This is a genomic window from Chryseobacterium camelliae (assembly GCF_002770595.1).
Classification (GTDB): Bacteria; Bacteroidota; Bacteroidia; order Flavobacteriales; family Weeksellaceae; genus Chryseobacterium; species Chryseobacterium camelliae.
Genome location: NZ_CP022986.1, coordinates 1,307,321 through 1,319,424, shown reverse-complemented (window position 1 = coordinate 1,319,424; position 12,104 = coordinate 1,307,321). Strand labels below are relative to the sequence as shown.

Below are 12,104 nucleotides of genomic sequence, written 5' to 3'. Positions count from 1 at the left end.
GATTTTTTATGCTTTGATAGGGCTTTAATTTTTCAGCAGCTTTTCGATCAGCTTATTCTGCATTTCCATCAGTTGATTGATCTGATGTTGGTTATTAATAACATTCTCCAATAAATTTTGATCAGTACTGTTGATTGTTGTATCACCAATATTTCCTACAGAAGAATTAGTACTTGTTTCAATATTGTTATTTACAATAGTATCACCTTCCAAAAAATACTGGGGTTCTACTTTGAAAAAGTCGGCTACTTTCTGCATGAAAATAAAGTCTAATTTTTCAATGGCCCCATTTTCAATTTTACTGAGATAGCTTTGGGAGACATCAAGCCGGAAAGCCAGATCTTCTTGGGATATTTCTTTCTGTTCCCTGAGTTTTTTTATTTTAAATCCTACACTGCTGTTCATAATAATGGAAATTGAACTGTAAATATAATGTTTTTACCAGAATATTTTTATTCCAAATGGAATAGCATTTTATTCCTATTGGAATTGTTAGCTAGGGAACTGTTTTACATCTTTGGGAAAAGTTTCGCGAAATACTTTTAGTGTAAAAAATTATTATTAATTTCAAAATTCAAAACAAATGAAGAAATTTTTTTTATTGGCAGCTTTCGGAATCGTAGGAGTGTTAAGTGCTGAAAATACCAAAGTCAAAGCCATGCAAACCAGTCAGAAACAAAGCATCAGTATTCTCTTTTACAATCCTATAAGGGTAACATCATCCTGCGGTTATACTGAGTTCATCGATTTGGGTGGCTCTCCGATAGAATGTCTTGAGGTTGAAATGGCAAGAATGGAAGAAGATTGTTACTCACCTTTTGAAAGTTGGGGATATGCTTAATACATTATGAAAAGATATTTATTAATAGCCCTGCTAACTGCAGGGCTTGTCTCAGCTCAAAAAGAGATCTCAGACCTTGAAGTTAAATACATGTACTCTACAGCCAAAGACACTACCCATGCAGGAGAAAAAATGACCGAAGTCATGGTTCTGGATTTTAATTCCAAAACATCAGTCTATTACAGCGAAGCATTTCTGGAACGCAGAAAAGCCATTGAAACCCAATTGGCAATTGCTAAAAACAGTGGGCAGATGGCAGATATCGATGCCCGTAAAATGGTAAGGCCTAAAATTGATTATTCAGTGTATAAAAGTAAGGGCAAAGCCTGGGTAACCAGTAGAATAGGAAGTAATCTGTATACATTTGAAGGGGATTCTCAGAAATGGAAAACAGATTATACCGATGAAAAAATAATCATTGGATATCCATGTAAAAAGGCTACTACCACTTTTAATAAAAGGACGTATACAGCATGGTATACAAAAGAAGTTCCGATATCTGAAGGTCCTTACAGGTTTAAAGGTTTACCGGGGCTAATCCTGGAGATAGAAGATGCCAATGGATACGATCATTTCATAGCGGCATCAATTGAAAAAAAGAAAGCTGAAATTGTACCGTTGCAAAAAGGCATTGCAGTTTCAAGATCTGAATATGTAAAGAAAAGGGAAGAGTTTAAAAACGATCCTTATCCCGGAAGACCGATGGATTTGAACAGGCGTAATCAGTTGGAGAATTTTAAAAAGAAATTTAATAATACATTGGAAAGATAATCAATATGACATTAAATATAAATTCTGAAAATTCCGGTCCCGGTAAGAAGTTAAATAAAAAAGGTTGCCTCAGTGGACAACCTTTTACTTTTATTTGATGCTGAGACTTTTCAGCAGTTTTTCAGTATCCGAATAATCTTCACCGGAGGTCTTGGCCAGCTGGATCGACTTTTCAGCCCAGATCTTGGCATTTTTGTTATCGCCTACTTTATGGTACAGGTTGGCCAGTGTATCTGTGTTGGCAGAGTTTTCATGCTTCTTCACCGATTCCTGTGCCCAGATAATGGCTTTTTCCAGTGATGCCTTATTGGTCACATTTTCAAAGAAGTTCCACGCAAGGGCATTCAGCTCCTCAGAACTGGCGGCGGAAGGATCTTTGTACAGTTCCATGCTCAGTTTCTCATACGTCGCCATATCCTTATCCTTTAATGCCCTGCTGGATTTGGCTCTTTTCAGCAGCTTCTCAGATTCATCCTTGGTCAGGAACTTCTGTGTTTCCGTTAAGAAATAGGCATCATTCCATTTCTTGGTATCGGCATCGTAGGCTTTTTTTACAATCGTATTCAGCTTGATATTTTTGTCGATCATCTCATAGCGCTCTGCAGGAAGTACTTTCGTAATATCTGCTTTTTTAGCCTGGAAAATGGCATACAGCGGGCTTTCCGTACTTTGGGTACCGGCAAGCAGTATCTGTACGTCCTCTTGGTTAAGGGCTGTTTTGTCCTTGAAATAACGCTCCAACACCCTCGCAGCAAAAGGAGCATCATTATAAATGGTAAGACCGGCCAGGTTTTTAAGGAATTCTGGGTCTTTTTCTCCGTTTTCAAATTTCTGCTTTAGTGAAGTCAGCCTTTTGCTTGGATCTTCAGCATCTTTGGCAAACTGGATGAAATCTTTTTCTTCCACATAGCCTAAAGTACGGTGTACTTCTTCACCGTTACCGTTGATGAAAAGATAGGTTGGAAAAGCTTTTACGTTGTATTTTTTGGCCAGGTCCACACCCTCGCCCTTTTCCATATCAATTTTAGCATTGATGAAATGGCCGTTGTAGTAATCTCCGACTGCCTGAAGCGGGAAAATATTTTTAGCCATCAGCTTGCATGGTCCGCACCATGAGGCATAGGCATCGATAAACACCAGTTTGTTTTCCTTTTTGGCTTTGGCCAGGATATTCGCAAAATTGTTTTCTTCAAACTTGATTCCCTGAGCCAGTGCCAGTGCGCTGATGAACAGAGAAGATAATATGGCTGTTTTTTTCATGTGTATTTTCATTTCGATACAAATGTAATCATTAAGTTGACACATAAGTCGCATGCATATGAAAAATGTTACGCCGCAAATTCATAATTAATATATTGTTGAAAATGAACCGGGTTGATTTGTTTTAGACGGTAAATGATGTTTATTTCGTCCTGTATTTCGTACCTTTAATTACGGAAAGGCGGTAAATTCTGATGGAGCTGCATCCAGCAGGTCATAGTGTCTTCCCAGTTAAAGTTTCTGCTAAAAATACAGCTATGGAAAATAATTATGACAGGTTCAGCCAGAAAGTTCAGGACTATGTTAAGTTCAGACCTGACTATCCCAGTGGAATGCTGAGAAGACTTGAAGAAGAATTAGGGCTTGATAACCGTAAAATTATTGCTGATATCGGCTCCGGGACTGGTCTTTCATCAAAACCTTTTTTGGAACATCAGTATACCGTTTACGGTGTTGAACCTAATGATGAAATGAGGAAAGCCGCCGAAGCTATTTACAGGGGTTATGAAAATTTTATCAGTGTAAACGGGGCTTCTGAAAACACAACCTTAGAAGATTCCAGTGTTGATGTCATTTTCTCTGCACAGGCCTTTCATTGGTTCGACCTGCCAAAAACCAAGACAGAATTCAAGCGCATCCTTAAGCCTGGAGGGCATATTGTTTTAGTATGGAACGAAAGGGATTCATCATCCCCTTTGCTGAATGATTACGAAAAAGTCCTTTATGACAATATCAGGGAATATTCATATGTCAATCATAAAAACATCGATGAAGAGAAAATAAAAGCATTTTTTAGCCCTGAAAAAATGGGTTATATGGAGCTTGATCATCGGCAGTGGTTTGATCTGGAAGGCTTCAAAGGCCGTGCACGGTCATCTTCCTATACTCCGAAATCCGGGGTTATATATGATAAGATCATGCGTGAATTGAAAGAAATATTTAATACGTATCAAACTTCCGGTGTGGTAGAATTCAGCTATAAAGCAAAGATTTATTACTGTTCAATAACAGGATAAACTGTGTTCTTTAAACATACAAAAGAAGCTGCTTAGTTCTAAGCAGCTCCTTTATGATGGCTATCGCATCTTTGCGGTAGTGTCTCTTTTTACTCTTGCAGTATCAGCGGAAGACCCCGGTTCGGAATGGCTGACCGCAGTATCGCCAAGATTATTTCTCATGAAATTTTTATCCCGTTCATCCTTGAACTCTTCTCTTTTCTCTTTATCCTGCGCACAGCTTGCCAGGAACATGGCTGCAATGGCAGCACCCAACCATAACTTTTTCATAGTATATTTTTTAGTGGTTCACAATATAGTATTACCATAACAAAAAAAGGACCCTTCAGACAATAGCAAAAAAAATCCGCAGAATAGATCTGAGGATTTTTAAGGGTACATGATGCTTTCAGACTATCTTGCCGGGGCAGTCGTGGTTGCTGAAGAATCAGTTCTCATTTTAAGACTGTCCGCATTAGATGTCTTTGTGGTCATTGTATCCGTGCTCATTGTAGATGCATTGGTGTTATCCATCGTAGCACTGGTGTCTGTTGCAGTAGAATCTGTTGCACTGGTAGACATGGAAGATTCTTTAGTTCCGCAGCTTACTGCAAAAATCCCGATGCTCAGGATTAAAACAACTTTTTTCATAACGTTTTATTTTTAATGTATCCTTGCGTAAGCAATAACCATTCCCATTTGCGATTTTTAGGATAATTTACATTAAGTTTATATTAACAATCCATGTATTTTAATGAGAAATGATCTGTATGTTAATTATTTGCATAACTGATGAATTGACGCTTCGAAGATGAGCGTTTGAGAGCCGGTGGGTTTAGTGTTGTAGGGTGGGAGAGTTTGAGTGTTTGAGTGTTTTAGAGAAGATAACCACAACGGTTTTTATGATACGTAAAAATCTGCTTGATCTGCTGATCTGCAAGGAATAAAAACCACAACAGCCACAAAAGTTTTTGACACATTAGAATCTTAAGAAGCTAGCTTTGAAAATATTAAGAGCACATTAGTTTTTAAAAACCTACGGTTTTTGTGTGGACATAACTTTGTTCTGTTTGTCGGAAACAGCGGTTGGGACCGATTCCCCGCCTTCGGAGGGGTGGGGAAAATTCAAAGAATTTTTGACGGGGTGGTTTTAATAATCTTGAATTATAACAGACTGCAAAATTTTTAACACTTTAGAATCCTAAGAAGCCAGCTTTGGAAAGAGAAGAGCACATGAGGTTTAAAAATCTACGGTTTTTATGATACGTAAAAATCTGCTTGATCTGCTGATCTGCGAGGGATAAAAACCACAACAGTCACAAAAATTTTTGACACATGAGAATCTTAAGAAGCCAGCTTTGAAAACAGAAGAACACATGAGTTTTTAAAAATCTGCGATTTTTATGTGCACGTAAAATCTTGCAGCTTGCGGAAATACCAGCTGGAAAATTCCCCCTCCCTCGGAGGGGTGGCGAAAATTCAAAGAATTTTTGACGGGGTGGTTTAATGATCGTGTATTATAACAGCTGCAAAATTTTTAACACATAAGAATTAGTAGAAAAAGCTTTGAAAACAGAAGAGCACATTAGGTTTAAAAATCTACGATTTTTAAATGCATGGAAAAAAATCTGTGCAATCTGCTACTCAACGAGAGGATAAAAACCACAATAGCCACAAAAGTTTTGTGATAAATCCGGTGGCTGAGCCTCTCAAAGACACACGAAGATGAAGATATGTGGGAATGACTAATAAAAGTCTCGGCCGGAACGAAGTTCCGGCCGAGCTTTAATTATTTAGATGTATGCATCTATAATTATCCTAAATACGGATATTTATAATCTTTAGGCGATACAAAGGTTTCTTTGATACTTCGTACCGAAGTCCATCTTAAAAGATTCATTTTAGAACCCGCTTTATCATTGGTTCCTGAAGCTCTTCCTCCACCGAAAGGCTGCTGGCCTACTACGGCGCCGGTCGGCTTATCGTTGATATAGAAGTTTCCGGAAGCATTTTCCAATGCTTTGTATGCTTCACTGATCGCATAACGGTCCTGTGAAAAGACAGATCCGGTAAGGGAATAGGGTGAGGTGGAATCAACCAATTTCAGGGTTTCGTTCCATTGTTCATCTTCATAAACATACACGGAAAGGATAGGACCGAAGATCTCTTCTACCATGCTTTCATAATGCGGATTGGTTGTTTCAATAACCGTAGGATGTACAAACCAGCCTTTGGAATCGTCGCATTTCCCTCCGATAGCTACCGTAGCATCACCGGCACCATTGGCTCTGTCGATGTATCCTTTGCATTTTTCAAAAGAATTTTTGTCGATCACGGCATTAACGAAGTTGGACGGATCTTCAGGAGAACCTACTTTGATGGAACCGATCTGCGTTTCCATTACTTTTTTTACGTCTGCCCAGATGGACTTAGGGATATAAGCTCTTGAAGCAGCAGAACATTTCTGTCCCTGATATTCAAACGCACCTCTTACCAGAGCAGTGGCTACCGCTTCTACATTGGCTGAAGGGTGGGCAATAACAAAATCTTTACCTCCGGTTTCTCCCACGATTCTTGGATACGTTCTGTACTGGTGGATGTTGTCACCGATCATCTTCCACATTCCCTGGAACACTTTGGTGGAACCGGTGAAGTGAAGTCCGGCAAAGTCACGGTGTGCCAATACTTTTTCAGCTGTTTCTTTACCATCTGTAAAAATCATGTTGATGACCCCTGCAGGAAGTCCGGCTTCCGTTAAAACATCCATGATGACTTTGGCGGAATAGACCTGCTTATCAGAAGGTTTCCAAACCACTACGTTTCCGAGCATTGCCATACATGTAGGAAGGTTTCCTGAGATAGCGGTAAAGTTAAAAGGAGTCACTGCAAAACAGAAACCTTCAAGAGGCCTGTATTCTACGCGGTTCCATATTCCGTTATCGGATACCGGCTGTTCAGCATACATTTCCGTCATGAATTCTACATTGAACCGTAGAAAGTCGATGAACTCACAGGCAGCATCAATTTCAGCCTGGTGTACGTTTTTAGACTGGCCGATCATCGTCGCTGCATTAATGACGTCGCGGTAAGGTCCGGCAAGCAGGTCAGCGGCTTTCAGGAAAATAGCAGCCCTCTGTTCCCATCCCAGTTCGTTCCACTGCTGTTTGGCGGCTAAAGCGGCATTGATGGCATCATCCACATGCTGCATGGTTCCCTTGTAATAAAACCCGAAATCATGCGCATGGTCCTGCGGAGACTGAAGCGCTACCTTTTCATCGGTTTTTACTTCTTTTCCGTTGATGATCATTGGGATCTCGGTTTTTTCTGCCCACATTTTCTTATAGGTGGTCAGAAGACTTTTTACTTCCGGAGAACCCGGTACGTATGAATTTACCGGCTCATTAACAGCAAGTGGCACTTGCGAAATTGCTTTTGACATATGATGTTGTATTATATTTTAATTTGTGAATGATACAAATTTACAACATTTAATTCGGAGAAAAAATTGATTGCCGTGAATTACAGCTTTTCGGTTTCCAGGATTTTAAGAACCAGTTTTTCTTCCTGGGTAAGGTCAGCTTTGCCGTCATTTTTCTCTATGACTTCCAGCTCATCAAGATACTTTTTGATGGTATTGTTTTCATATAAATTGATGACCAGGGGATGTACATAATACTTTTTGCACACCGCTACGGTGTTTCCGAGATGGGAAGCGACAATGTCGAGGGCTTCCTTCACTTTTTTCTTGTATTCGGCATTGGTTTCAGCATAGCCGATTTCTTTGAAAGCTATTAAAGCATTAACGGTTCCGGACCAGGTCCTGAAATCTTTCGCAGTGAAATCTTCACCGCTGATTTCCTTGATGTATTCATTCACCATTCCCGAATCTATGCAGTGCCGGTTTCCGTCATCATCATAATACTGGAAGAGTTCTTTTCCCGGGATGTCCTTGCATTTCTGGACCAGCCTGGAAAGCCTGCTGCTTTTCAGGTCTATATCATGCATCACACCCTTCTTGCCCTTGAAAGAGAAGGATAATTTCTGGCCTTTTACTTTGACGTGTTTGTCTTTCAGGGTAGTAAGCCCGAAAGATCCATACAGCTTTTCATAGGCACTGTTGCCGATCCGGATATTGGTCCGCTGCATCAGGCTTACGATCAGCGCAAGGACTTTTCTTTTTTCTAAATTTCGCAAGGCAAGGTCCTGCTCGATATGCAGCCTTATCTGAGGCAATGCGTAGCCGAACTGGAGCATACGGTAAAATTTAGTGTGGTTCCTCAGAGCGTTCCATAGGGGATGGTACCGGTACTGCTTTCTCTTCTTGGCGTCAATTCCTGTGGCCTGAAGGTGGCCGTTATCCAGCGCGCAGATCCATACATTTTCCCATGCCGGTGGCAACACGAGTTTGTTAATCCTGCTGATTTCATCTTTGTCTTTGATTTTTTCGCCGTCTTTATAATAAGAAAATTTCTTTCCTCGTTTTTTCCGGATAATACCGGCGGTTTCTGCATCGGAGGTATAAATAAGATGTACCGCCTTGGCAGAGGCCACCGGATCTTTCATAATTTTGACAATTTTTGAAGGCTTCAGGTGAGAAATAATATCTAAATCTGAATTTTCCATAAAGTCCGGTTAAGAGTTTTTACCCCTGGAGAATAACCATAATAAAAGTCCTATTACGGCTACAACGAGAATGATTCCCCACCACATTCCGGCCTTAAAAATTGTTTCTACTGCTTCACAACTGGTCAGCATCAGTAAACTTAAAAAAGTAATACTGTATAAGCTCCATTTTTTCATAATAATTTATTTTTATTGGTGATCAATTCTTTTTAAATCCGGTGATGGTCCGGTTTCCATTTTTTTATGGACTTCTTTATATCGTTGCCTGAAACGGATTCATGCAGGGCACGGTACAGCAGTTCTTTAAACTCATCATCATAGGTAAACCTTAAAGCGGCAATCTGATCGAATTTCAGCCTGGCTTCCACTTCATCGGACCGTTGCCCGAACAGCTCAAAATACCTCTGTTTAAACTCAAGTCTTACCATCCGGTCCTGAAGTCCCAATGCATAATGCTGCCGCACCATAATGGCCAGGTAAAGGATCAGGAAAATAACAACAGAAAACAGAATCCAGGTCAACAGGTTACTGCCATCACTAAAAGCCTTATAGATTCCGAAGATTTGCAAAACCAGTAATGCGGGAAGGTAAACAAAGTGATGAGGTGCATAAAACTTCCTGTGATTGCTGTAATTCTGTGTTTCCATAGGTAGCATGTAGCAATAATCTTTCCAAAGGTGAAAATATCAGCTCCGATAGCGGGTTCCAGCACCTGAAAATTATTCGGGGTGTGATATTCCTGCTCTGTATACCTGCTTTTTATATTGGATTAAATCCCTTTCTGAAATCAATTTTTCGTAACTTTCGGTTTTAAAAATCAAAAAAATGACTTCAAAGGAAAAAGTGGCTGCACTCCGGGAAGAGATGCAGAAAAATAATGTTGACGCATTTATCGTCTATTCTGCTGATCCGCATATGAGTGAATACCTGCCGGAAGAATGGCAGGAAAGATCATGGCTTTCAGGATTCCTGGGATCTGCCGGATTTGTGGTGATCACTAAGGACAAAGCAGGGCTCTGGACGGACGGACGGTATTTTACCCAGGCTGCCATTGAGCTTCAGGATTCCGGGATTGACCTGTTCAAAGACGGAATGGAAGGCACTCCTCACTATATCGACTGGATTATTTCCGAAATTCCGGAAAACGGAAAAGTAGCCGTGAATGCACTGGCCACTTCACATGCCAACTGGGAGCTGCTGTATGAGAAGTTTCGTGCCAAAAATATTACGCTGGTAGACCTCCCGCTCCTGAAAGAGCTTTGGAAAGACCGCGGAACCCCTTCCAAGAACCCAATTTACGTACATCCGGTAGAACGGGCCGGAAAGTCGGTAACCGATAAAATTTCCGCCATCCGTAATGCGATGGAGGAACAGGGCACTACCGTACATATCATCTCCAGCCTGGATGACGTGGCGTGGACCCTTAACCTGAGGGGAAGTGATGTACAGAGCAATCCGGTATTCCTGGGTTACCTGATCATCACCATCAATGATGCAATCCTCTTTACCGACCTTGATAAACTGGATGTGGAAGCCAGGAAGCAGATGAATGAATCATTTGTGAAAATGATGCCGTACGAAGAATTTTTCAGCCACCTGAAAATGTGCAGCGACCAGAAAGTACTGGTTTCTCCCAACAGCAACCAGTCTATCTTTGAAGCCTTAAAATATGCCAATACATTCATTAAAGGCCCGGTTCCCGGTAACCTGATGAAAGCCCGTAAAAATGATACTGAGCTGGAAGGGTTCAGAACTGTGATGGTAAGAGACGGTGTGGCGATGGTGAAATTCCTGTACTGGCTGACACATCAGGCAGGAAAAGAACCGATGAATGAATATTCTATCGGAGAAAAACTCAGGGATTTCCGTGCACAGGGGGAGAATTTTGTAGGGGAGAGTTTCGGAAGCATCATCGGGTATAAAGACAACGGTGCCATCATGCACTACTCCGCAAAAAACGAAGGCAGCCATGAGGTGACCAACGATTCAAGCATCCTGGTAGATTCCGGAGGCCAGTATCTGGAAGGAACGACTGACATTACAAGGACGCTGGCTTTAGGAGCGGTTTCCGAGGAATTTAAAAGAAACTCGACCTTAGTATTACAGGGGATGATCCGTTTATCGATGGTAAAATTCCCGAAAGGAACCAAAGGCGTGCACCTGGATGCCATTGCCAGGCTTCCGTTATGGATGGAAGGGAAAGATTTCAACCACGGGACCGGGCATGGAGTAGGAAGCTTTATGAATGTCCACGAAGGTCCCCAGAACATCAGGAAAGACATGAATCCGCAGGAGCTTCTTCCGGGCATGGTGTGTTCCAATGAACCCGGATTTTATGTAGAAGGACAGTATGGGATACGCCATGAAAACTTAATCGCCGTTAAGGAAGCGGAAAAAACCGATTTCGGGACCTTCTACGAGTTTGAGACGCTTACACTGTGTCCGTTCTTTAAAGATACGATCGTGAAAGATATTCTTTCGGAAAAAGAAGTTGATTGGCTCAATGCTTACCACAGGACATGTGAAGAAAAACTGGGTCCATATCTGGACGGTGAAGTAAAAACATGGTTCGCAGAACTGGTAAGTCCTTTGTAATCAGTTGATCAACATGAAATATAACCAAATCCTGCTTCACGCAGGATTTTTTACAGCCTCCGTAAAAACCCGGAGGCAATTTCCGGGATTTCCCTGAGGCGCAGAAAGAAAATGAGCTGTATCTTTGTCATACATCAGAGAAACATCATTTCACTCTTCATATAACTCAGTATTTATTTAAAGCAGTACCAATCGCCCCGGAAACGGGGTGATTTTTTTTGCTTTTTATTTTGCCTGGAAATATCGGAGATATAGACATTCATCATCAGGTCTTTATTCTTTACATTCAATTTTAGTCCTGCCGTAAAGTTGCCGACAAAGTAGAAATAGGTATTATTAATATTGAAAGGCAGCCGGAACTAATAGTTCATATGGATGATTAGAAGTAAAAAAAATAAATAAGCAAACTTCCAGGAAAACAGGCATTATTATGGATGTTGAATAACGATGATCCGTGTCGGTGGTGCCAAACAAAGAAATGATGAAAAATAGAAACTACAAAGCTTTCAGAAGTAATTACGAAGGGAAAATTTCAAAGAAATTAGAAATTGACCGGGAAGAATTTTATCATGACTTTTATATCGGCAAGCCACCCTTTGGTTTAGCTGTTTTTGGGTTTTCATTGTTTATGCTTGCCTTGTATTTTATGTTCAATGCTCATTGGATGTACGGAATCTTCATCATGATTCCAAGCTTATTTTTCTTACAGGGCAGTTTTAAAAAGAAGGAGCTGGCTTTGAGGGTTTCTAAAAACGGCCTGTGGACGGCTGAGTTCGGATTTATTTATTTTCGGCATATTGATCATTTTGAGTTCTATCGTTATATAGGGAAATACAGTTCAGAGCGGATGAAAATTCACATGAAAAATTACAAAATGTACCCCATGGAGATGCCATTTTTAGAGCTGCATATTTCTCATATTGACCGATATGGCGATCTCAAAAACATACTCGACAGTGCCCTGATAGCTGCACATAAACGCAATGCAAATAAAAAACGTTTTTAAGGGTGTGTTTACA

Annotated in this window: 13 protein-coding genes; 5 read left to right on the top strand and 8 right to left on the bottom strand. The window is 40.6% G+C overall.

Annotated features, from left to right (window positions below):
- Window positions 1-24: 24 nt before the first annotated feature.
- Window positions 25-405, bottom strand: coding sequence for a helix-turn-helix domain-containing protein (locus tag CGB83_RS05935; protein ID WP_100074984.1), 381 nt, complete (start codon window positions 403-405; stop codon window positions 25-27).
- A gap of 178 nt (window positions 406-583) precedes the next feature.
- Here CGB83_RS05935 and CGB83_RS05930 point away from each other — a divergent pair, with 178 nt between their 5' ends.
- Together CGB83_RS05930 and CGB83_RS05925 are read left to right on the top strand one after the other, a co-directional pair.
- A complete protein-coding gene (locus CGB83_RS05930) occupies window positions 584-841 on the top strand; it encodes a hypothetical protein (RefSeq protein WP_100074983.1) in 258 nt (85 codons plus the stop codon).
- A gap of 6 nt (window positions 842-847) precedes the next feature.
- The gene (locus CGB83_RS05925) at window positions 848-1,612 is read left to right on the top strand and encodes a GLPGLI family protein (protein WP_100074982.1); all 765 of its coding nucleotides are present in this window, start codon (window positions 848-850) and stop codon (window positions 1,610-1,612) included.
- Window positions 1,613-1,702: 90 nt separating this feature from the next.
- Here the strand turns inward: CGB83_RS05925 and CGB83_RS05920 are convergent, their stop codons facing one another.
- Window positions 1,703-2,872 (bottom strand): thioredoxin family protein, encoded by a 1,170-nt coding sequence (locus tag CGB83_RS05920; protein WP_100074981.1) that lies wholly within the window; start codon window positions 2,870-2,872, stop codon window positions 1,703-1,705.
- A 257-nt stretch (window positions 2,873-3,129) separates the two neighbouring features.
- Between CGB83_RS05920 and CGB83_RS05915 the strand changes: the two genes are divergently transcribed.
- Window positions 3,130-3,888 carry a class I SAM-dependent methyltransferase gene (locus tag CGB83_RS05915; RefSeq protein ID WP_157761357.1) on the top strand — a complete coding sequence of 253 codons (759 nt, stop codon included), beginning with the start codon at window positions 3,130-3,132 and terminating at the stop codon, window positions 3,886-3,888.
- A 60-nt stretch (window positions 3,889-3,948) separates the two neighbouring features.
- Here CGB83_RS05915 and CGB83_RS05910 read toward each other — a convergent pair whose 3' ends face one another.
- The 6 genes from CGB83_RS05910 to CGB83_RS05885 all read right to left on the bottom strand — a co-directional run bounded on the left by CGB83_RS05910 (window position 3,949) and on the right by CGB83_RS05885 (window position 9,137).
- Window positions 3,949-4,158 (bottom strand): hypothetical protein, encoded by a 210-nt coding sequence (locus tag CGB83_RS05910; RefSeq protein ID WP_100074979.1) that lies wholly within the window; start codon window positions 4,156-4,158, stop codon window positions 3,949-3,951.
- A 123-nt stretch (window positions 4,159-4,281) separates the two neighbouring features.
- Window positions 4,282-4,518, bottom strand: coding sequence for a cytochrome C551 (locus CGB83_RS05905; RefSeq protein WP_100074978.1), 237 nt, complete (start codon window positions 4,516-4,518; stop codon window positions 4,282-4,284).
- 1,162 nt (window positions 4,519-5,680) lie between these two features.
- Entirely contained in the window at window positions 5,681-7,306 is a 1,626-nt protein-coding gene (gene pruA, locus CGB83_RS05900; RefSeq protein WP_100074977.1) for an L-glutamate gamma-semialdehyde dehydrogenase, read from the bottom strand.
- Between the two features lie 80 nt (window positions 7,307-7,386).
- A complete protein-coding gene (locus CGB83_RS05895; protein ID WP_100074976.1) occupies window positions 7,387-8,490 on the bottom strand; it encodes a DNA topoisomerase IB in 1,104 nt (367 codons plus the stop codon).
- Between the two features lie 9 nt (window positions 8,491-8,499).
- Window positions 8,500-8,667 carry a phosphatidate cytidylyltransferase gene (locus tag CGB83_RS05890; RefSeq protein ID WP_100074975.1) on the bottom strand — a complete coding sequence of 56 codons (168 nt, stop codon included), beginning with the start codon at window positions 8,665-8,667 and terminating at the stop codon, window positions 8,500-8,502.
- 32 nt (window positions 8,668-8,699) lie between these two features.
- Window positions 8,700-9,137, bottom strand: coding sequence for a DUF6526 family protein (locus CGB83_RS05885; RefSeq protein ID WP_100074974.1), 438 nt, complete (start codon window positions 9,135-9,137; stop codon window positions 8,700-8,702).
- 178 nt (window positions 9,138-9,315) lie between these two features.
- Between CGB83_RS05885 and CGB83_RS05880 the strand changes: the two genes are divergently transcribed.
- Entirely contained in the window at window positions 9,316-11,085 is a 1,770-nt protein-coding gene (locus CGB83_RS05880; protein WP_100074973.1) for an aminopeptidase P family protein, read from the top strand.
- Window positions 11,086-11,563: 478 nt separating this feature from the next.
- Entirely contained in the window at window positions 11,564-12,091 is a 528-nt protein-coding gene (locus tag CGB83_RS05875) for a hypothetical protein (RefSeq protein ID WP_100074972.1), read from the top strand.
- The last annotated feature ends 13 nt before the right edge of the window (window positions 12,092-12,104 follow it).

Coding starts and splice junctions, on each gene's coding strand:
- CGB83_RS05935 (WP_100074984.1), bottom strand. CDS start 405: ATGAACAGCAGTGTAGGATTTAAAATAAAAAAACTCAGGGAACAGAAA.
- CGB83_RS05930 (WP_100074983.1), top strand. CDS start 584: ATGAAGAAATTTTTTTTATTGGCAGCTTTCGGAATCGTAGGAGTGTTA.
- CGB83_RS05925 (WP_100074982.1), top strand. CDS start 848: ATGAAAAGATATTTATTAATAGCCCTGCTAACTGCAGGGCTTGTCTCA.
- CGB83_RS05920 (WP_100074981.1), bottom strand. CDS start 2,872: ATGAAAAAAACAGCCATATTATCTTCTCTGTTCATCAGCGCACTGGCA.
- CGB83_RS05915 (WP_157761357.1), top strand. CDS start 3,130: ATGGAAAATAATTATGACAGGTTCAGCCAGAAAGTTCAGGACTATGTT.
- CGB83_RS05910 (WP_100074979.1), bottom strand. CDS start 4,158: ATGAAAAAGTTATGGTTGGGTGCTGCCATTGCAGCCATGTTCCTGGCA.
- CGB83_RS05905 (WP_100074978.1), bottom strand. CDS start 4,518: ATGAAAAAAGTTGTTTTAATCCTGAGCATCGGGATTTTTGCAGTAAGC.
- pruA (WP_100074977.1), bottom strand. CDS start 7,306: ATGTCAAAAGCAATTTCGCAAGTGCCACTTGCTGTTAATGAGCCGGTA.
- CGB83_RS05895 (WP_100074976.1), bottom strand. CDS start 8,490: ATGGAAAATTCAGATTTAGATATTATTTCTCACCTGAAGCCTTCAAAA.
- CGB83_RS05890 (WP_100074975.1), bottom strand. CDS start 8,667: ATGAAAAAATGGAGCTTATACAGTATTACTTTTTTAAGTTTACTGATG.
- CGB83_RS05885 (WP_100074974.1), bottom strand. CDS start 9,137: ATGGAAACACAGAATTACAGCAATCACAGGAAGTTTTATGCACCTCAT.
- CGB83_RS05880 (WP_100074973.1), top strand. CDS start 9,316: ATGACTTCAAAGGAAAAAGTGGCTGCACTCCGGGAAGAGATGCAGAAA.
- CGB83_RS05875 (WP_100074972.1), top strand. CDS start 11,564: ATGATGAAAAATAGAAACTACAAAGCTTTCAGAAGTAATTACGAAGGG.